The sequence below is a fragment of the Novosphingobium sp. genome (genome assembly GCF_036733805.1).
Lineage (GTDB): Bacteria > Pseudomonadota > Alphaproteobacteria > Sphingomonadales > Sphingomonadaceae > Novosphingobium.
Genome location: NZ_DAIMZT010000010.1, coordinates 29,179 through 47,915 on the forward strand (window position 1 = coordinate 29,179; position 18,737 = coordinate 47,915).

Genomic DNA, 18,737 nt, shown 5'->3' on the forward strand with positions numbered 1-18,737 from the left:
CGCGCGCCGATACACGGCTTTGCATGTGTTTTGAAGGGGGCGGGAAGCAGCCCGGATTGGCTCCTCACCGCCCAGCGGATGCTTTCGCCTCCGCTGGCGTCCGGTTCTGCGCGGCCGACCAGACCAGTTGACCGCCGATCCAGGTTTCCAACACTTTGGTCCTGCGTAGCTGATCGGGCGGGGCAAGCATCGGGTCTGTATCTACGAAGAGAAAGTCGGCGCGGTAACCCTTGGCGATGCGGCCCAAGCGGTCTTCTGCCAACATCGCATAGGCCGCGCCGGTCGTATAGGCGCTGATCGCTGCCTCCCGATTCAGGGCCTCCTGCGGTTGCCATCCGTTGACGGGCTGTCCGTCAGCGCCCTGCCGGGTCACGGCCACGGCGATGCCTTCGAACGGGTCGGGCCGTTCGGCCGGGGTGCCGGATCCGAAGGCGAGCCTTGCTCCGGTTGCGGCGATCGATTTCCAGGCATGAGCGCCCGCGAGCCTGTTTGGCCCCAGCCGCGCTTCCACCATCAGCCGACCTGAGGCTTGCTGCTGTGGCTGCATCGAGACAATCACACCGTGTTGGCTAAAGCGGGGAATATCCGCCGGATCGACAATCTGCGCATCGTCGATGCGCCAGCGGCGATCGCCCTTGTAAGTGGCGGAGAGCTCATCAATCGCGTCCAGCGCCGTCTTGACGGCCGCATCGCCAGTGGCGTCGACGGCGACCTGGAAATTGTCGATCGCGGCCCGGCTCATGAGGTTGCCGAGCTGAGTCTGGTTCATATGCGGAAGGCCGCGCGCCTTGGGATCGTCTGCATAAGGCGCTTTGAGCCATGCCCCCCGTCCGCCTAGTGAGCCATCGAGGAAGAGCCTGAGGCCATTCATCTTGAGCCGGTCGTCATAAAGCCATGGGCTGGGGCCAGGGCCGCCGATCAGGCTCATGTTGTCGATGCCGCCAGCATAGGAGATCACGCGCATGCGCAAATGGCCGAGGTCGGCCGCGCGGCGAAACGCCTGCCAGTCCTCGATCGAGGTGCCCATATCGGCTGCAGCGGTGACGCCTTGTGAGAGGAATATGAGTTGCGCTTCTCCCAGCGCGGTGTCGCGATCTTCAGGACGGGGTTTCGGAATCCTGGCTTCAACCAAGTTCATGGCGGCATCTACGAACGCACCCGCAGGCGCTTTGCCGCTGCCAGCACGGATGATTTCGCCGCCGATGGGATCGGGCGTGGACGGAGCGATTCCGGCGGTGGCCATCGCAGCGCTGTTGGCCCAGCCAACATGGCCGTCCACCCGGGTAAGCCACGCCGGCTTTCCTCCTGTCACCGCATCCAACTCGGCAGCGGTGGGCATGCGGCCAAGACCCCATGGCATCTCATTCCAGCCCGAACCTAGAATCCAAGGCGCATCGGGATGCGCGGCTGCCCAGGCGGAGATGCGTGAAAGCGCCTCGTCCAGCGATTTCGTCATTGACAGGTCGAGCGTCATTTTGGCGAAGCCCGTCGCCATCACATGTGCATGCGCATCGATCATGCCGGGCATTACGACGCGGCCGTGACCATCGAGCCGGTAATCGACCCGCTGCGGCCGTTTGTCGCCACTGCGATAGACCGCTGCTACGCGGCCTTCCTTGTCGATCAGGAAGCCGCTGAAATGCTCGATACCGCCGCTGCCGTCAGGCGTCAGGCCATCGATGTTGTCGATCAGGGTTCCCGCCACCGGCGCTTCTTCGGGGGCCGGCTTTTTTTTCGCCATGGCGGGCGGCGCCGCGAAGGCGCAGCAGAACCCGGCGACAAGCACCAAGGCGGACCGGCCGGTGATGAAAGGTGTCGCGAAGGCGGGTCTTCCGGGTTTCCCTTCTGCGGCGGAATTGGAGCAATGAGTGCGAGGCGACATGAAACGGACGCGAAGGCTTCTGAGCTTCACTTCTTGCCCTTCTTCGGCAGCCGTTTGATGATTGCGCTGGTGTCCAGCCGGCCGCCGCCCATCGCCTGGATCTCGGCGAAGAACTGGTCGATCAGCGCCGCGACCGGTAATGAGACGCCTAGGCCGCGTCCCTCCTCAAGGCTGAGGCCCAGATCTTTCCTCATCCAATCGATCGCAAAGCCGAAATCGAAGCGATCCTCGTCCATCGACTGCCAGCGGTTGTCCATCTGCCATGACTGCGCCGCGCCGCCCGAGATCGCCTCATAGACCTTGTCCATATCTAAGTGCGAGGCTTGCGCGAAGCGCACCGCTTCGGCCAGTGCGGCGACGTTTCCGGCAATGCATATCTGGTTGGCCATCTTGGCGATCTGGCCCGACCCGGCCTTGCCGACATGGACAATGCGCTGGGAATAGCTTTCCATCACCGGTCTTGCCGCCTCGATCGCATCATCGCGCCCGCCGCACATCAGGGTGAGCGTACCTTTTTCCGCACCGATTTGCGATCCGGTCATTGGCGCGTCGATGCAGTGAATCTGCAGGTCGCGCGCCTCGACTGAAATCTGCCGGGCGATTCGCGCTGAAACTGTGGTGTGATCGATGAAGACACCGCCCTTCTTCAGCATGCGAAACACGCCGTTGGGGCCGAGCACCACGTCGGAAAGATCATCATCATTGCCGACGCAGGTAATCACGACATCGGCGCCCTGCGCCGCATGGGCGGGGTTCGCGGCGATGCGGTGCGCCAGGCCGGGATTGTCCTCCGCCCATTTCGCCGCGCGCTGGGGGGAGCGGTTGTAGATGGTCAGTTCATGCCCGGCATGCGCGATGTGCCGCGCGATTGCGCCGCCCATCACCCCCAGACCGATAAAGGAAACCTTGCGAGGCGCACTGGTGCTCTGGCTCATGGGGCGACTTCTAGCGCCTTTTGCGGGAATGCAAACGGGGTAGCCCCTTGCCGGCCGGACTTTGCTTTCAATTTATCGAAGTTTCCGGTAGGCGCGGCCTCCTATGGACAAGCCAGTGCTCGATATCGCTTCCGGGGCTCACGATGCCCCGCTCTCCGCCGCTGACGTTCGCGCTGCGGCTGGGCGAATTTCGGGCTCGGTCGTGCGCACGACCACGGACCACAGCAAGACCTTGAGCGCCATCACGGGCGCCGAAATCTGGCTGAAGTTCGAGAACCTGCAATTTACCGCAGCTTACAAAGAGCGCGGGGCGCTCAACGCGCTGCTGCTGCTGGACGAAGCGCGCAAGGCGCGGGGCGTGATCGCCGCTTCGGCGGGCAATCACGCGCAGGGCCTCTCCTATCACGGCACGCGGTTAGGCGTGCCGGTGACCATTGTCATGCCCAAGACGACTCCTCTGGTGAAGGTCATGCAGACGGAAAGTGTGGGCGGCAAAGTCGTGCTGGAAGGGGAGAGCTTCGATGAAGCTTATGCTCACGCCCGCAAGCTGGAAACCGAGCTGGGCCTGACGTTTATTCACCCATTCGATGATCCGCACGTCGCCGCCGGGCAAGGCACCGTGGCGTTGGAGATGCTGGAGGACGTGCCGGATCTGGACACGCTGGTGCTGCCGATCGGCGGCGGTGGGCTGGCTGCCGGCATGGGCGCGATGGCGCGCGCGATCAATCCGGACATCAGGCTGATCGGCGTCGAGGCGCAGCTTTATCCCTCGATGTACAATCTGCTAAAGGGCACCAACCTGCCGATCGGCGGTGATACCCTGGCAGAAGGCATTGCCGTGTTCGCGCCGGGCCTGTTCACATCGAAAGTGCTGCGCGATCAGTTGGATGACTTGCTGCTGGTCAGCGAGGCGAGCATTGAAAGTGCCCTTGCCCTTCTACTTCAGATCGAAAAGACGCTGGTCGAGGGCGCCGGCGCTTGCGGGCTGGCGGCGGTAATGGGCAATCGAGAATTGTTCGCGGGCAGGAAGGTCGGCGTCGTTCTTTCAGGGGGAAATATCGACACGCGCCTGCTCGCCAATGTCCTGCTGCGCGACCTGGCGCGGGCCGGCCGGTTGGCGCGACTGCGTATCGGCCTGCAGGACCGGGCCGGCGCGCTGTTCAAGGTGGCAAAGGTGTTTCACGAGCATAACGTGAACATCATTGAGGTGTTCCACCAGCGCATCTTCACGCACTTGCCCGCCAAGGGCCTTGTCACTGAGATCGAGTGCGAAGCCCGTGACAAGGAACAGCTCGATGCTCTGGTCGCGGCGCTTCGACGCGAGGGCTATGAAGTGAAGCAGGTCGAGACCGAATAGAGGAGCGCCGGCAAAAGCTTCTGCGGAAGCGCCGATAATGGCCGCCCCTGGTGCGGGCAACCGCACGGCGATTGCGGCGTTCTTGCCAGTGCTGGGTGAAGAGCGAAGCTGGTGGACAAGCGATGGAGCGAGGCTTCGTTTTAAGAGCGGGCGGAACATCCGCGCCAAATTGGCACAATGAGTTGCGATCCAGGATTCGCGCGCGCATTTCGGCTGCGGGCTCATGAGTTTTTGTGGTTAAAGAACTTTGAAGATTTGGGGCTGCCATGCATATTCGTTTATACAGACAGTGCGTGGCGACATAGAAAAAGGAAGTTGCAGCCCCGTGACGGCCCAGGTTCGATTTCCGCGGTTTTTCGTGACCAGCCCGGCACCTTGCCCTTATTTGCCTGGCCGCAATGAGCGCAAGGTGTTCACCGAGCTGAAGGGGCCGCATGCGGATTCGCTGAACGATGCGCTGGGCCGTATCGGCTTTCGTCGCAGTCAGACGGTGGCCTACCGTCCGTCATGTCTCGATTGCAACGCTTGTGTTTCAGTTCGTGTCGTGGCGGAAGAGTTCATGCCGTCGGGGACGCAGAAGCGCACGCTCAAAGCCAATGCAGACCTCGTCGTCACGATCTGCCGTCCCTGGTCGACCAGCGAGCAGTTCGACCTTCTTCAGCGCTATCTTTCCGTTCGCCATCCAGAAGGCGGGATGACCAGCATGGACGAGACCGATTTCGCCGATATGGTCGAACACACCCCGGTCACCAGCTATGTCATCGAATATCGCGAGCCTTCGGCTGACGGCGTAACGCCCGGCCGTCTGATCGGCGCCTGTCTGACGGACAGGCAGTGCGACGGATTATCAATGATCTACAGCTTCTACGACCCGCACCATGACGCGCGGGCGGGGCTGGGCAATTTCATCATTCTCGATCACATCCGCCGCGCCAGGGAGATGGGGTTGCCTTACGTCTATCTCGGCTATTGGGTCGAGGGGTCGGCGCGGATGCAATACAAGGTGCGCTATCGGCCTATGGAAAAGCTCGGTCGCGCCGGTTGGGAGCGAATCAGCGCCGACGAACAGGATCGTCTGATCGCTGCCGCCGCTGCCAATCCACGGAGTCGGGCCGATACCGGCGGCACCGGCTGCAAGGACGGCATGCCCGCCATCGCCAATCGATAGCTTCCTAGCGGTATTTTTCACGTCTCTCCAAAAAGCGCGCGCTGGGACGCTTCGATTTCCTCGAAATAGCGGCGTCTTGCGTGCTTTTCGGTCAAGACCCCCACGACTTTGCCTTCCGCGTCGATGACGGCCAGTTCGTCAGCCGCGTGAGTGTCGAACATTTGCAGCATGACATTAATCCCCGTGGCCGGGTTAAGCGCAACGTCGGCCAGCGTCGCAAGGTCTTCCAGCGGCGCGCCTCCTTCAAGGTCGGGACGGTATGCCGAAGCCGTGACGACAACGCCTCGATAATGCCCGTTTGCGTCCGTCATGATGGCTTTGCTGGCCGAGCCCAGTGGCACTCGCGCCCGAAAGTCCGCAACTGTCATGTCTTCGGTCACCGCTACCCAGTCCCGGCGCATCATTCGTCCCGCGGTGAGCGAGGTGGTCCAGCCGATGTCGCGGGGACTGCGGATGCTGGCGCCGCGCAGATGCATGCGCCAGGTCGAGAAGGAATAGCCGAACGTTTCCCGAGTAAAAGCGCTGGAAATCAGGGCCGCTGTGAGAACCACGCCCATGAGCGCGAAATCGTGCGTCGTTTCCAGCATGAGAATGGCCAGTGTCATCGGTCCGCCCACGATCGAGACGCTGAGCGCCGCCATGCCGACAAGCGCGGCATCGCCGGTATCGAGTGTGAACGCTAGCGGAGTGGCATGTATCAGTCCTGCAAAGATCTGCCCCACAATCGATCCGAGGAACAGCGACGCGAAGAACAACCCACCCCTGAAGCCGAAGCTCAGCGAAATCACTGAAGCGGCGATCTTCAGCAAGAGGATCGCGGTCAGGAACGCCACTGGGGGGCGCAGCAGCAGATCAAGGTGCAAAGCTCCATGCCCCGCTGAAAGCGACTGCGGTGAAAACCACGCGATCGGCATGAGCAGCAGACCGCCCACAAGCGGTCGCCAGCCGGTGATCCGGCGCCACGATTGCACATGCTGCTCCGCCGCCGTGACCAATCGCATGATCGCGACGCCGATCAGCGCGCATACGATCCCTAGCCCGGCGTAAGCGAGATAGTCCGGAAGCGCGAGTTCGCGGTTTGCTGTGGTGGCGATCAGATAGGGCTCGACACCCAATTCGCGCGTTACGAATGCGGCCGAAAGCGCGGCCGCAACCACTGGTGCAATGGCGGCAGGGGTGTAATTTCCGATAACGATCTCGAAAGCGTAAAAGGCCCCGGTCAGCGGCGCGCCAAAGGCGGCGCCCACTGCCGCACCGGCTCCGGCGCCGACCAAGGTGCGCAAATCATTACGCCGCAGTTTCATCCACTGGCCCAGCACGGAAGCGATGCCGCCGCCCATCTGCGCGTAGGCGGCTTCCAATCCCACCGATGCGCCGGCCCCGTTGGAAATGATGGTCTGCACGCAGATCACGAGATTATCCACGAACGGGATGCGTCCGCCATGCAGCGCATTGGCCTCCACCACGTCGATAGGCGGACGTTTGCGACCGCGCAGGAGGCGGGCGATCATCACCATGACAATGCCCCCCGTGGGAAGCGCCAGGAGTCGCCAGGGATGATGAATCGAAGCCAGCGCGCTCAGGCGGTTGATGGTGACGCCATAAAACAGATGTTGCAGCGAATGCGCGATGAACTGCTGGAGATTGGTCAAGAAGCCGGCTGCGAGGCCGGCGATCGTTGCCAGCACGATGAAAGCGGCCTCGCTTTCCCGCAAAGATCGCCGCTGGCGGACGATCAGAGTCAGCAACGCGCTTTTCCACCGGTAGTTCATATCGCCGTCCAACCTGCGGTCGCACTTGGAGTCAAGTCGATCAATTGACCAGGGCGCGGGCAGAACGACGGCGAAACATAGCAAATCATCCGCGCTCCTCGTGCGTCTTTGATTGAACAGGCCGGTTGACCCGCGCTGCCATCGCGGTCATAGCGCGCAAGTCCGGGCGGTTAGCTCAGTTGGTAGAGCATCTCGTTTACACCGAGAGGGTCGGCGGTTCGAGCCCGTCACCGCCCACCAGGGAAATCAAATACATAGCGGAAAACCCGAAGGGGTCTGTGGGTGCGGATGTGCGGGCTGCCACTCAAGGGCTTCGCTGCCAGCTGCCGCCCATGGCTTGATAGAGGGCTATCCGGGCGGTGAAGGAATCCGCGCGGGCCTGAACGAGATTGAGTTCGGCCGCGAGCAGACCGCGTTGCGCATCGAGCTGTTCGAGATAAGGGGAATAGCCCGCTCGATAGCGGTTGGTCGCGAGATGCAAGGTCTCTGCCAGTGCGTCACGTTGGGCGGATATGACCCGGACTTGATCGTCGGCACTGACGATACCGGCCATTGCGTCTTCCACTTCGCGAAAGGAATTGAGCGCCGTGCGGCGATAAGCGAATGCGGCGCTGTCTCGTTGGGCCCCGGCGCTTTCCGCACTGGCGCGCAGCCGGCCTCCTTCGAACAGTGGTGCGAGAATGCTTCCCCCTACCGACCAGAGGGTGATGGGGTCGGCAAGCAAAGTGGAGAATGCAGCTCCTCCAGCGCCGGTCAGGCGCACTTGCGGAAGAAAGCGTTTGCGGGCTGCGGCAAGCGCATGATCCGCGCCCGCAAGCTGCAGCTCGGCTTGCGCGACGTCGGGTCTTCTGCGCAATAGTTCGGAAGGAAGGCCGTCCGGCACTGCCGGTTCCTTCAGCGCTGCCAAGGTTCCGCCGCGCGCTATGGGGCCGGGAAGGTCACCAGCCAGAAATTTCAGAGCGTTTTCCTGTCGCGAGATCGCTTGTTCGAGCGGGGTGATGCCTTGAAGCGCCGTCTGATATTCTGCCTGCGCCTGGGCCAGTTCCAGTCTTGGTGAATAGCCCGCATCGGCGCGGCGACGGATAAGCGCCAGGGCCTGCGCGCGTGCGTCCACCGTCTGGCGTGCGACGGCCAGGCGCGCATCGAGGGCCAGGAGAGTCACATAACCGTTGGCCATCGTTGAGGCGATCGAAAGACGCACTCCATCGCGTGCCGCCTGGCTGGCGAGCCAGGCCGAGCGCGCCGCTGACTGCTGATCGGAAAGGCGACCGAACAGATCGATCTCCCAAGCGGCCTGGAGCTGAGGCTGCGCTGCCGTCTGTACCGAAGGCGTGCCGAAAGGGCTGACCGAACGTGAACGAGCGCCTGCGCCAGCGGCATCAAGCGTCGGCAGCAGGGCCGCGCGCGCCGCCATTTCCTGTGCTTTGGCATCACGAATACGCGCCCCGGCAATAGCAATGTCGAGGTTGTTGGTGAGCGCTTGTTTGACGAGCGCGGCAAGCACGGGATCCCCGAAGCCCTGCCACCAGTCGATGTCGGCCGCCGCCGTCGGCGAGAGCGACGTGCGCCATGTGTCTGGAGGCGTGACGGGCTCGACTTTCGCGGTTTCCACAGCCGGTCCGGCACAGCCGCCCAGAAATGCGAGCAGAAGGAACAGCGTGATGCGCATCAGTCGCTCGTGTTGACATTGAGTTCGACCGACATGCCCGGCCGCAATCGCGTGGCCAAGTCCTGGCCGGGGTCGATTTTCACGCGCACGGCGATGCGCTGCGCCACTTTGACGAAATTGCCGGTGGCATTGTCCGGTCTGAGCACTGAGAACTCCGATCCTGCGGCAGGGGACAGGCTTTCCACATGACCCCTCAGCTTCGCGCCGCCCAGCGCATCGATCCGAAAGGAAGCCGACTGGCCGACGCGCATCTTGTGTGTCTGCGCTTCCTTGAAATTGGCGATGATCCAGAACTCGTTCGGGACCAGGAACATGAGCTGCGTGCCCGCGGTCACATAAGCGCCATTGCGTACGCCGAGTTCGGAGAGCTGCCCGTCGGCGGGTGCGCGGATGATCGTGTTATCAAGATCAATCTGGGCCAGATGAAGCTGCGCCTGCGCGGCGGCGACGGAGGCTTCCAGCCCTCCGCGGCCGACAATGACGGAGCGCACGTCCTGTTGACCTACCTGCTGTTGCGCTGACGCCTGGCGGACCGCGGCTTGTGCTGCAAGCAGCGTGGCGCGTGTCTGGTCGCGCTCACGTTCGGAAATGGAGCCGTCAGCGACGAGCGCGCCGGCGCGTTTCATGTCGGCCTGCGCCCGCACCAGTTGCGCCTGCGCGCTGGCGATCGCGGCCTCCTGGCCGGTCAGCGTCGCCTCGCGAGCGCGCTGGCTCTGTTCGGAATTGGCCAGCGCGGCGCGTTGGGCGGCCAAGTTCGCCTTGGCCTGCTCGACGCGCGCGGCATAGATACGCTGATCTATGACCACCAGGACCTGCCCCTTCTTCACGAACAGGAAATCGTGCACCGGAACGGAAGTGACATAGCCGCTCACTTGCGGGCTGATGATCGTGACCTTGCCGCGCACATAGGCATTATCGGTTTCTTCCGCCCAGCCCGCGAAGGGCGGTAACTGCCACGCATAAAGAATGACAAGGACGGCGCAGAGCGCCAACAGGCCAATTCCGATCCATGCGGCGCGACTGCGGGCGGGAGGATGCCAGCCTTGCGGCGGCGAACCGATCTGCGGATCGGCCGGCCCCTCCTGCTGTACGTCGCTGGGTTCCGTCACTCCTGCTCTCCTTGCGTATTGGCACTGGCGGCCTGCGCGCGCTGAAGCTGCAGGACGGGAGAAACCTCCCCCCGCCGCCGCATTGACCAGCGAATCATATAGCTCCAGATCGTTGCAGCCACTGAAAGCACGCCGATCAACAGAAACACATCATTGTAAGCAAGAACGTTGGCTTCGCGCACGATCTGCTGAGCAAGCAGCGCACCCGCTTCCGCGTTGCGCAGGGCCGGGTCGCCGATGACGTGACTCACCACGCCGGCTCCCGTGCCGATCCGTGCGGCGACCAGAGGATTTGTCATCACGATATCCTGCATAAGCTCGTTCGCGTGGACATGTTCTCGAATCGCCTGAAAGGTGCCCAGGAGCGTTGAGCCCATAAGGCCGCCGATGCTTTGGCTGAGGCCGAAAAGCACGACGAAGCTGATGAAGTTCTTCGGTCCGGCAAGAAATGTGCGGGACACCCCGATGACCATTGTCTGGCAAAGGAACAGCATGGATGCGAAACCGATCAGAGCCTGGCTCAGATAGAGATTGGCGGGTCGCGTAAGATTGGTGGAACCCGCGTCCATGAACGCCCCTACAGCGATCAGTATGATGGCGATGGAGATGGGCCTTGCCACATTGCTGGGCCTGAAGGCCAATATTGCCGTCGCGGTCCCCGCCACGGACGCAAGAATAATAACCAGGTTAAGGCCGACCATCTGGTCGTTGAGCACACCCAGCGCGTTTAGCAGCCCCACCGATCCAAAAGCCTGCTCGGAAAGCAGGATGCGCACCGAGGCGGCTACCAGAATAAGCCGCAGCATTTCTCTTGTGCCAAGCCAGCGTGTGTTGATGAGCGGATCGGCGCGAAAATGTTCAATGACAAGCGCACTTGTTATCAGGATGAGGCTGGCGGCCAGCGCCCAGCCAATCCAGGCTCGCTCCGTCCACCATTCGATGCGCCCTTCCGAAAGAACCGCGATCAACAACCAGAGGCCAGGCGCCAGCAAGAAGAAGGTGACGAAGTCCATACGCTTGAACGCCTTGACGCGCTCGCTCGGCGGCAGCGGCAGTGCGATCACTGATGCCAACAATGCCAACACCAGGCCAAGTTCGAACCAGTAAAGCATGTGCCAATCCCCGCTCTCCAGGAGATGCGGTGAGAGAACGCGCGCCAATGGCGTAGCCAGTTGCGGGATCGATATGCCCAGCATGATGCCGTTGAGCCGCTTGGACGCCGGCATGCCCTGCATGAGATAGAGAATGGTGAGAGTGGACAGGCCGCTGCCGGCAAAGCCGCTGGCGGCCCTTACAGCGATCGCCGACCAGAAGCCGTGAACCAGAATATGCAGCAGAGTAGTAAGGCCGTAAATGGCGAGCATCGCGCGAACGAAGGGCTGCAATCCGAACTGTTGCCGGTATTTCACGAAGAGCAGGTTAGCCGTGGTGTTCGTCATGAAATACGCGGCAGTCAGCCAAGCGCTTTCATCGCTGTTAAGACCCAGGGTGCCCTGCGCGAATATCAGATTTACCGATACCAGCGCGTTGCCCAGTCCACCGGTGATGCCGATGAGCGTGCCGATCAGAAGATAGAAGACCCGGCGGCGTTGCGGGTGGTCCGGCGTAGCGGGTGAGCCGGGAAGGGTGGGGCGCTCATGCGGTTTGAAGAGATATTCTGACTCGTCTTCCACCGCTTTTCGCCTTGTAACACTGACGGTTCTTTAGGTTGGCCGTTCGGTTGGCGCAATGAGGGGGCCGTCAAATCGACAATGGTGCCTGACTGTTGGCCTTCCGGCCACACGCCCGCTTCCCACCGCGCGGCAATTCTCCTAGAGGCTGGCTTTCACATGCCGATCACGCGCGTTTCCGATCTTGCCGACAAGGCCCAGTGCCCGCTCCTTGTAATCAAGGTCGGATCGGCGCTGCTCGTGGGTCGGGACGGTGTGCGACGCGAATGGCTCGCCGGACTGGTGGCGGAGATTGCCGGCGTGCGGGCGCGGGCGCAGCAAGTGATCGTGGTTTCCTCCGGTGCGATTGCGCTGGGGGCTGCGACGCTGAGGCTGGAGAAGGGCGGACGCGGATCACTGGCTGATGCGCAGGCGGCGGCGGCGGTAGGCCAGATCGCGCTTTCGGGTCTATGGGCGGATTTGCTTGGCAGCCATGGCCTGACGGCGGCCCAGATCCTGCTGACGCTGGAGGATCTGGAGGATCGGCGCCGTTACCTCAACGTTACTGCCACGCTTACTCGGTTGCTGGATGCCGGAGCGGTGCCGGTCATCAATGAAAACGATTCGGTCGCCACGAACGAGATCCGCTTCGGTGATAACGATCGCCTGGCCGCGCGCGTCGCGCAGGCGGCACAGGCGAGCGCGGTATTGCTGCTTTCCGATATCGATGGGCTTTATGATCGGCATCCCAAGGAGCCGGGGGCGCGAATGATTCCGGTGGTGGAAGGCGTCACACCGGAGGTTCATGCCATGGCGAGCGCGGAATCCAATTCGGGCCTGGGTTCGGGCGGTATGGTGTCCAAGTTGCAGGCGGCCGAAATCGCCGAACTGGCCGGTATTTCCCTCGTTATCGCCAATGGTCAGCATGATCGGCCGATAGCGCGCGTGACCGAGCAGGGCATCGGCACGTTATTCCTGCCACGCCGCAAGGCCGGTGCGCGCAAGGCTTGGCTTGGGGGGCGGCTGAGGCTGAAGGGCAGCCTGGTCGTTGATCCTGGGGCGGCAGCTGCGCTGCTGCGCGGATCCAGCCTGCTGGCCAAGGGTATTACGGCCGTGGAGGGCGTGTTCGAGCGCGGCGACCCGGTGGCGATCATCGATGCCGAGGGCCGGGTGCTGGCGCATGGTCTCTCCGAGTACGATGCGGCTGAATGCGCCGCTATCACGGGCCTGCATTCGACAGAGCAGGCTGCGGTGCTTGGCTACGCGCCGCGCTCTTCGGTGGTTCATCGCGATCAGATGGTGCTCAAATGACCGGGCCGGACCGTCCGACCATCGCCTTGACCGGCGCCACCGGTTTCGTCGGCCACGCCGTGCTCGACGCGGCACTGGCGGGCGGTTACGCAGTGCGCGCTCTGACGCGGCGTGAACAGCCGGACCGGGAGCATGTGCAATGGGTCCTTGGTGAGATGGCGGACACGGCCTCCCTATCTGAACTGACTCAGGGCGTGGAAGCGGTGATTCACGTCGCCGGTGTGGTCAACGCGACGGACGCGGCCGCCTTCCATGCGTGCAACGTGGAAGGCACGCTTAACCTGATCGAAACGGCCGTGGCCGGGGGTATTCCGCGGTTCGTCCATGTTTCGTCACTTTCGGCGCGGGAGCCTGAACTTTCCGCTTACGGCGCGTCCAAGGCACGCGCTGAGAAGCTGTTGATGGCCACCCCTGTTGACTGGACGATCGTGCGTCCACCGGCGATTTACGGCCCCCGTGACAAAGAGATGTTCGAGCTGTTCCGCGCCGCGCGTTGGGGGCTGGTGCCGACGCCGCGCGAAGGGCGCGCGTCGATGATCCATGTCGAGGATCTGGCCCGCCTGCTCGTGGCTCTGGTGGAGGCGGCGGAGAATGTTTCGGGCCGCATATTCGAGCCGGATGACGGCAGGTTGCGCGGGTGGGAGCATTACGAGATGGCCCGCGCGATCGGCTGGGCCTTGGGTAGGCGGCCCAAGGTGCTCGGTCTTTCGCGCAAGGCACTGGAGCGGGCCGCACGAATGGATCGGTTCTTTCGTGGCACCAAGGCGAAGATGACGCTTGATCGCGCGGCCTATTTCAGCCACCCGGATTGGGTCGTGTCACCGGAGGCCGCCGTGCCCGAAACGGTCTGGAGGCCGCGGATAGAGACGCGCGAAGGATTGCGCGCGACCGCGCAGTGGTATCGGGAGCACAAATGGCTCTAACCGTGAACCGCCTGCTCGCACGATTGAACATCGATCCTTTCCTGCTGATGTTGGTCGGAACCGTGGGCCTGGCCACAGTCCTGCCGGCGCGTGGCGAATGGGCGCACGTGGCGGGCGGCATTACGGAAGGCGCGATCGCGCTGCTCTTCTTTCTGCATGGCGCCAGGCTCTCCCGTCAGGCGATCATCGAGGGCGCACGCGCTTGGAAACTGCACCTCACAACGATGGCGATCACCTTTGTGTTGTTTCCATTGATCGGTCTTGGTGTGAGGGCAATTCCGGGTCTGGATCCGTCGCTGGCAACGGGAATGCTGTTCCTGACTTTGCTGCCTTCCACCGTACAATCTTCGATCGCATTCACGGCGATCGCCGGCGGCAATGTCGCGGCCGCGGTATGCAGCGCGTCGTTCTCGAACCTGGCGGGTATCTTCGTTACGCCCTTGCTGACCGCGCTACTGATTACCGGGAAGCAAAGCGGCGGCTTCTCCACCGATCCGGTTATGGCCATCGCCGTCCAATTGCTGCTGCCTTTCCTGGTAGGCCATCTGCTGCGGCCGTGGATAGGCGGCTTCGTCGCGCGACATCGCAAAATGCTGAGCTACACAGACCGGACGTCGATACTACTGGTAGTCTACACTGCGTTCGGGGCAGCCGTTCTGCAAGGCTTGTGGCATAAGGTGACGCCGGCGGAACTGGCGCTGATCGCCGCGATCTCGCTGGCTGTCCTGACATTGGTGATGGTTTTCACGGCGCTTCTCGGCAAAGCCATGGGCTTTGCCCGAGAAGATCGCATCGTGCTGTTGTTCTGCGGCTCCAAGAAGAGCCTCGCCACTGGCGTGCCGCTTGCTGGTGTTTTGTTTCCTCCGGCTCAGGTGGGTGCGGTGATTTTGCCGCTCATGTTCTTTCACCAGATCCAGCTTATGGTTTGTGCGGTCCTTGCGCGCCGGTTCGGGGCGGAGGATGAGCGGTGGCGTTCTCAGCCCCGAACCGCTTAACCCGGCGCCGCCATATCCTCCGTCGCAGGCGCCAACTCGATGGGGTCCGATAGACGGATACCGTCAAGCAGATCGGCGGTCGCGTCGCGAACCTGAAGCATCAGCGCGCGGATGCGGCAGTCCTTCTCCTCCAGGCAGTTCTTGCATGTCTCATGCGCGAAGCGACTGGCACACGGAACAAGCGCCAGCGATCCGCGCATTACCCGGATCAAATCCCCGTAAGTGATGTCGATCGGGGAAACGCCTAGCCAATAGCCGCCGTCCTTGCCGCGCTGCGAAGCGACAATGCCAAGGCGGCTCAGTTCTGAAAGAATGACGGTCAGGAACTTTGCAGGGATATTCTGCGCCTCGGCAATTTCCGCAAGGGGGACCGGACCTTGGCCATACCGGTCCGCGAGGTGCTGCATGGCCCGGATCGCATAACGGGTTTTTTGCGAAAGCATGAGGGCAATTCTCGCGATGCGTTACCTTCGCACGCCATGCTCCCGGCGAATACGCTGCGTCAACCCGCGGCGGAGGATTTCCCAAGCAGATTGATAGAGCAGGGGACCACCGCGGATTTGTCCGGACGCCGGAATGGAAATGCCTAACCGACCGGCGCATGGTCCCAACCGTGAATCTCATTCATGATGAAGGGTACGGGGCGGCCTTGGATATCCAGCGCGGGCCGAAAGCGGAACCGCGCCGTGATGTTGGCGCAGGTCTGCCGGTCAAAATCGGGCAAGCCGCTCGATTGCAGGACAGTGCAATCGCTCACGCGTCCATCCGGGCCAATGCGATAACGCAGGCGGATCGTGCCGGTGTGGTTACGGCGCAATTGCTCTGGAATGTCCGAGTAGTGCAGCTCTCCGGCGGTTTGGCGGGGATAGGCCGAGTAATCGCCAGGTCCCGCGCCCGAACCTGTTCCGCCGCCGCCTATCCCTTCCCCTCCGCCGCCCGCTCCGATGCCGCCGGCACCCTGTCCGGAACCATTGGCCTGCGCTGCGCCTTGATCTGGTGTGGCGCCATTACCGGCGATGGTGGTAGCGGGCTTAAGGGGCAGCGCGACCGGGGGAGGCGGTGGTCTCGCTGGCGCTTCGAGGTGGGCGGCACGTGCCGTGGCGGCCGGGCGGCCGCGCGGGGCAGAGCTCCGGCTCGGGCTCGGATGCAGCTTTTGTGAGTGGGGCGCTGGCATGCTGTGGGTCGGCAGGATCGCCTCCAGCGCGGAACGTGGCGCCGTCGAAGGCGACGCGAAAGACAGACCGAGCATAAGCGCCAGGCTTCCGCACGCCACGATGACCAGAGCAGACAGCGCGGACAAGGCTCGGTGTTGTGAAGGCGCATACACCTTTCGGGCCTTCCTACCCCCCATGAAAGAACGGCTGGGAACACGTCCGGTTTCGCGCGGTCGAAACGGCGCGATTGACTGAAAGTCGTCTTGTGTGTCGTCCTCGGAACCATGCCGCCGGCTGTCCGTTATCCGGTGCAGCAAGCAAATTCCGGAGATGGAGCAATGACACTTCTGCTTATCCTGATCGTCGGCGGGGTCATCGGCTGGCTCGCCTCGATCCTCATGCGCACGGACGCGCAACAGGGAATTTTCCTGAATATCGTGGTGGGCATAGTGGGTGCGGTGATCGCCGGCTTCATCGTGACGCCTCTGATCGGCGGAGCGCCGATCACCAGCGGATCGTTCGACATCATGTCGCTTATCGCTTCGTTCCTCGGCGCAGTGGTGCTTCTGGCAATCGTGAATCTGTTCCGCCGCGGCTCGGTGCGTTGATTCATTCGTCCTCAATGAAGGTTTGCGCGTCCTTCTGAAAAAACGCGCATTTTCCAAAAGCTAAAGGAATTTCCGAGATGCATGTCATGACGACGTCGCGGCTGGCGCTGCTGTTGCTTGCAACTGCCTCGCTCGGTCTGGCCGCTTGCAAGAAGTCAGCCGACAACGCGACTGAGCAGCAGGCAAACGCCATTGAGCAATCATCCGACGCCGCAGCCGATGCCATGGAAAGCGAAGCGGCGCAGATGACCGGCGCCGCCGATGCTGTTGACGAGAAGGCGGATCAAGTGAAGCAGTCCGGTGAAGACAAGGCCGGCGCGCTGAAGGACAAGGCGGAGAAAGCTGAAGACCGGCGCCGATAGCATGCGGTTGCTCCAGGCGGAGCAGCTCTTTTTCTCGTGACAAGGGCCGGGTTCCGCGGGGCCCTTGTCGCAATGTTCGCAAAGAAAGAGCGCCGCTAAAGCCGCTCGACCAAAATGCACGATTGCACGCTTGAATTGTCGGCCCGGACGACAGACATAGGCGACCGTGTCTTTTTGGGCGTTCACGGCTGTTACCGCGAGAAAGCCCATGCCAAGCGTTCGATAACCTGAACAGGAAACTTGCCATGACCATTCCCTTGATGCCGCTGCCCTATGCGCACGATGCGCTTGAACCGCATATCTCCCGCAAGACGCTGGAAATTCATCATGGCGCTCACCATAAGACCTATGTGGACAGGCTGAATGCCGCTATCGAAGGCACCGAGAACGCTGGCAAGCCGCTTGAAGAGATCATCAAGTCAGCCTCTGGCCCCTTGTTCAACAACTCCGCGCAGACCTGGAACCACGGTTTTTACTGGCATTCGCTCTCGCCGGAGAAAACCGCGCCAAGCGAAAGCCTTGCCACGGCGATCAAGAACGATTTCGGTTCGATCGACGCGCTGTTGGAAGCGCTGAGCAACGAGGCGGTCAATCACTTTTCCAACGGCTGGGCCTGGCTGGTGGTGGAAAGCGGCAAGCTCAAGGTGATTTCCACTCACGACGCTGCCACCGCGCTGACCGGAGGCGCCAACCCCTTGCTGACCATCGATGTGTGGGAGCATGCTTACTACATCGATCAGCAGAACAAGCGCCCCGCCTACGTAAAGGCGGTGCTTGAAAACATCGTCAACTGGAAGTTCGCTTCGGACAATTTCGATCGAGGAACGCCCTGGACATACCCGGCCTGATCTTCCGGTTGGATATCAAGTAAAAAGCCCCCGCGTCCCGAACGGGCGCGGGGGCTGCTCTTCGTTCCAAGCGGAAATTATCCCAGCAGCGCGGGCCAATCCATGTCAGCGGCCCCGCCCTACCTTGCCCTTTAGCAGCTCTGGTTCGCCGTCAAGCAACTGAGCCAGATCGGCTCTGGCTCTGGCGACACGGCTTTTCATAGTTCCGATCGGGCAGCCGGCAATCTCCGCCGCTTCCTCATAACTGAAACCCGAAGCGCCAACGAGCAGCACTGCTTCGCGACGTTCCGGGGCCAGTTGCTGCAGGGCGCCTTCCATGTCGTCGAGGTGAATGGGGCCTTCCTGATCAGCTTCCATCACCAGCATACGCTCCGCCGCACCGTCATCTAGGTCGGTCTGGCGCTTGCTGCGACGCAGTTCGGAAAGGTAGTGATTGCGCAGGATCGCAAAGGTCCACGCCCGCATGTTGGTTCCGGCCTGGTATCGGTCACGCGCGCTCCATGCCTTGATCGCTGCTTCCTGCACCAGGTCGTCAGCGAAATCGGCGCGTCCGGAAAGGCCGCGCGCAAAGGCGCGCAGGTGCGGCAGAACGTCCAGAAGCTCTTTGCGAAATTCCTCGTCGGCGGGAGAATGCTTGGTGCGTTCAGGCATCGTCGCCGTCATCCAGCTTCTTCAGGAGATCCTTGAAGCTGTCAGGCAGCGGCTCTTCCACTACGGAATTGTAGAGCTTCCTCAACCCGTCGGCCCAGCCGGGTTCTTCTTCCCCGTCCCGTTTGCGGCGAACGTCCGGCGACTCTTGCTGCATCTTTCCGGAGTGCCCACGTCCATTGGGTTGAGTCAACACAAGCTCCCTTTCGCCGCCTACCCTTGCTGCGGGACCGGAGAGCGGTCAAGCCGGGATCAGCCCGGTCTTTCGCAGACTTCATTAGTCGCAAGGCACACGAACATCATTCGCGGTTGGAACAATCGACCCGCTTTAAGGTTCCCCTGACTGT

Annotated in this window: 18 protein-coding genes and 1 tRNA gene; 9 read left to right on the forward strand and 10 right to left on the reverse strand. The window is 62.3% G+C overall.

Annotated features, from left to right (window positions below; translation table 11 throughout):
* Positions 1-64: 64 nt before the first annotated feature.
* Positions 65-1,741, reverse strand: coding sequence for an amidohydrolase (locus V7D69_RS04360; protein WP_333605155.1), 1,677 nt, complete (start codon positions 1,739-1,741; stop codon positions 65-67).
* A gap of 167 nt (positions 1,742-1,908) precedes the next feature.
* Positions 1,909-2,817 carry an NAD(P)-dependent oxidoreductase gene (locus V7D69_RS04365; RefSeq protein WP_324061546.1) on the reverse strand — a complete coding sequence of 303 codons (909 nt, stop codon included), beginning with the start codon at positions 2,815-2,817 and terminating at the stop codon, positions 1,909-1,911.
* Between the two features lie 103 nt (positions 2,818-2,920).
* Here V7D69_RS04365 and V7D69_RS04370 point away from each other — a divergent pair, with 103 nt between their 5' ends.
* Together V7D69_RS04370 and V7D69_RS04375 are read left to right on the forward strand one after the other, a co-directional pair.
* Positions 2,921-4,174: a threonine ammonia-lyase gene (locus tag V7D69_RS04370; protein WP_324061548.1), complete on the forward strand. Its 1,254-nt coding sequence runs from the start codon at positions 2,921-2,923 to the stop codon at positions 4,172-4,174.
* A gap of 325 nt (positions 4,175-4,499) precedes the next feature.
* Positions 4,500-5,342: an arginyltransferase gene (locus V7D69_RS04375; protein WP_333605156.1), complete on the forward strand. Its 843-nt coding sequence runs from the start codon at positions 4,500-4,502 to the stop codon at positions 5,340-5,342.
* A gap of 17 nt (positions 5,343-5,359) precedes the next feature.
* Here the strand turns inward: V7D69_RS04375 and V7D69_RS04380 are convergent, their stop codons facing one another.
* Positions 5,360-7,114, reverse strand: coding sequence for a chloride channel protein (locus V7D69_RS04380; protein WP_333605157.1), 1,755 nt, complete (start codon positions 7,112-7,114; stop codon positions 5,360-5,362).
* Between the two features lie 164 nt (positions 7,115-7,278).
* Here V7D69_RS04380 and V7D69_RS04385 point away from each other — a divergent pair.
* A tRNA-Val gene (locus V7D69_RS04385) sits at positions 7,279-7,354 on the forward strand.
* A 64-nt stretch (positions 7,355-7,418) separates the two neighbouring features.
* On the opposite strand, the gene V7D69_RS04390 is transcribed toward V7D69_RS04385, so the two are convergent.
* Genes V7D69_RS04390 through V7D69_RS04400 form a run of 3 tightly spaced genes read right to left on the reverse strand, consistent with a single transcriptional unit; the run spans position 7,419 to position 11,565 of the window.
* The gene (locus tag V7D69_RS04390) at positions 7,419-8,783 is read right to left on the reverse strand and encodes an efflux transporter outer membrane subunit (protein WP_333605158.1); all 1,365 of its coding nucleotides are present in this window, start codon (positions 8,781-8,783) and stop codon (positions 7,419-7,421) included.
* Complete coding sequence (locus V7D69_RS04395) at positions 8,783-9,892, reverse strand: HlyD family secretion protein (RefSeq protein WP_333605159.1); 1,110 nt, start codon at positions 9,890-9,892, stop codon at positions 8,783-8,785. Before V7D69_RS04395 ends, V7D69_RS04390 begins: the two co-directional genes overlap by 1 nt.
* On the reverse strand, positions 9,889-11,565 hold the full coding sequence (locus tag V7D69_RS04400; RefSeq protein WP_324061557.1) for an MFS transporter: 1,677 nt from the start codon (positions 11,563-11,565) through the stop codon (positions 9,889-9,891). Before V7D69_RS04400 ends, V7D69_RS04395 begins: the two co-directional genes overlap by 4 nt.
* A 156-nt stretch (positions 11,566-11,721) precedes the next feature.
* Between V7D69_RS04400 and proB the strand changes: the two genes are divergently transcribed.
* Genes proB through V7D69_RS04415 form a run of 3 tightly spaced genes read left to right on the forward strand, consistent with a single transcriptional unit; the run spans position 11,722 to position 14,770 of the window.
* Positions 11,722-12,852 (forward strand): glutamate 5-kinase, encoded by a 1,131-nt coding sequence (proB, locus tag V7D69_RS04405; RefSeq protein ID WP_324061559.1) that lies wholly within the window; start codon positions 11,722-11,724, stop codon positions 12,850-12,852.
* Positions 12,849-13,775, forward strand: a complete 927-nt coding sequence (locus V7D69_RS04410) for an NAD-dependent epimerase/dehydratase family protein (RefSeq protein ID WP_324061561.1) — start codon at positions 12,849-12,851, stop codon at positions 13,773-13,775. The genes proB and V7D69_RS04410 overlap by 4 nt, the downstream gene beginning before the upstream one ends.
* 2 nt (positions 13,776-13,777) lie before the next feature.
* Positions 13,778-14,770: a bile acid:sodium symporter family protein gene (locus V7D69_RS04415; protein WP_333605166.1), complete on the forward strand. Its 993-nt coding sequence runs from the start codon at positions 13,778-13,780 to the stop codon at positions 14,768-14,770.
* Here V7D69_RS04415 and V7D69_RS04420 read toward each other — a convergent pair.
* Positions 14,767-15,213: an RrF2 family transcriptional regulator gene (locus V7D69_RS04420; protein ID WP_333605160.1), complete on the reverse strand. Its 447-nt coding sequence runs from the start codon at positions 15,211-15,213 to the stop codon at positions 14,767-14,769. The two genes, V7D69_RS04415 and V7D69_RS04420, sit on opposite strands and share 4 nt — an antisense overlap.
* 143 nt (positions 15,214-15,356) lie before the next feature.
* Positions 15,357-16,070 carry an energy transducer TonB gene (locus V7D69_RS04425; protein ID WP_333605161.1) on the reverse strand — a complete coding sequence of 238 codons (714 nt, stop codon included), beginning with the start codon at positions 16,068-16,070 and terminating at the stop codon, positions 15,357-15,359.
* A gap of 192 nt (positions 16,071-16,262) precedes the next feature.
* Here V7D69_RS04425 and V7D69_RS04430 point away from each other — a divergent pair, with 192 nt between their 5' ends.
* The 3 genes from V7D69_RS04430 to V7D69_RS04440 all read left to right on the forward strand — a co-directional run bounded on the left by V7D69_RS04430 (position 16,263) and on the right by V7D69_RS04440 (position 17,742).
* Positions 16,263-16,532, forward strand: coding sequence for a GlsB/YeaQ/YmgE family stress response membrane protein (locus tag V7D69_RS04430; RefSeq protein WP_324061567.1), 270 nt, complete (start codon positions 16,263-16,265; stop codon positions 16,530-16,532).
* 77 nt (positions 16,533-16,609) lie between these two features.
* On the forward strand, positions 16,610-16,894 hold the full coding sequence (locus tag V7D69_RS04435) for a hypothetical protein (protein ID WP_324061568.1): 285 nt from the start codon (positions 16,610-16,612) through the stop codon (positions 16,892-16,894).
* A gap of 245 nt (positions 16,895-17,139) precedes the next feature.
* A complete protein-coding gene (locus V7D69_RS04440; protein ID WP_324061570.1) occupies positions 17,140-17,742 on the forward strand; it encodes a superoxide dismutase in 603 nt (200 codons plus the stop codon).
* 105 nt (positions 17,743-17,847) lie between these two features.
* Here V7D69_RS04440 and V7D69_RS04445 read toward each other — a convergent pair whose 3' ends face one another.
* Together V7D69_RS04445 and V7D69_RS04450 are read right to left on the reverse strand one after the other, a co-directional pair.
* Complete coding sequence (locus tag V7D69_RS04445; RefSeq protein ID WP_324061571.1) at positions 17,848-18,393, reverse strand: sigma-70 family RNA polymerase sigma factor; 546 nt, start codon at positions 18,391-18,393, stop codon at positions 17,848-17,850.
* Entirely contained in the window at positions 18,386-18,547 is a 162-nt protein-coding gene (locus V7D69_RS04450) for a NepR family anti-sigma factor (RefSeq protein WP_324061572.1), read from the reverse strand. The genes V7D69_RS04445 and V7D69_RS04450 overlap by 8 nt, the downstream gene beginning before the upstream one ends.
* Positions 18,548-18,737: the final 190 nt, after the last annotated feature.

Bases quoted from the DNA above. Each gene is read 5' to 3' on its own strand.
- V7D69_RS04360 (WP_333605155.1), bottom strand. From the start codon at position 1,741: ATGGCGAAAAAAAAGCCGGCCCCCGAAGAAGCGCCGGTGGCGGGAACC.
- V7D69_RS04365 (WP_324061546.1), bottom strand. From the start codon at position 2,817: ATGAGCCAGAGCACCAGTGCGCCTCGCAAGGTTTCCTTTATCGGTCTG.
- V7D69_RS04370 (WP_324061548.1), top strand. From the start codon at position 2,921: ATGGACAAGCCAGTGCTCGATATCGCTTCCGGGGCTCACGATGCCCCG.
- V7D69_RS04380 (WP_333605157.1), bottom strand. From the start codon at position 7,114: ATGAACTACCGGTGGAAAAGCGCGTTGCTGACTCTGATCGTCCGCCAG.
- V7D69_RS04390 (WP_333605158.1), bottom strand. From the start codon at position 8,783: ATGCGCATCACGCTGTTCCTTCTGCTCGCATTTCTGGGCGGCTGTGCC.
- proB (WP_324061559.1), top strand. From the start codon at position 11,722: ATGCCGATCACGCGCGTTTCCGATCTTGCCGACAAGGCCCAGTGCCCG.
- V7D69_RS04410 (WP_324061561.1), top strand. From the start codon at position 12,849: ATGACCGGGCCGGACCGTCCGACCATCGCCTTGACCGGCGCCACCGGT.
- V7D69_RS04420 (WP_333605160.1), bottom strand. From the start codon at position 15,213: ATGCTTTCGCAAAAAACCCGTTATGCGATCCGGGCCATGCAGCACCTC.
- V7D69_RS04430 (WP_324061567.1), top strand. From the start codon at position 16,263: ATGACACTTCTGCTTATCCTGATCGTCGGCGGGGTCATCGGCTGGCTC.
- V7D69_RS04435 (WP_324061568.1), top strand. From the start codon at position 16,610: ATGCATGTCATGACGACGTCGCGGCTGGCGCTGCTGTTGCTTGCAACT.
- V7D69_RS04440 (WP_324061570.1), top strand. From the start codon at position 17,140: ATGACCATTCCCTTGATGCCGCTGCCCTATGCGCACGATGCGCTTGAA.
- V7D69_RS04445 (WP_324061571.1), bottom strand. From the start codon at position 18,393: ATGCCTGAACGCACCAAGCATTCTCCCGCCGACGAGGAATTTCGCAAA.
- V7D69_RS04450 (WP_324061572.1), bottom strand. From the start codon at position 18,547: ATGCAGCAAGAGTCGCCGGACGTTCGCCGCAAACGGGACGGGGAAGAA.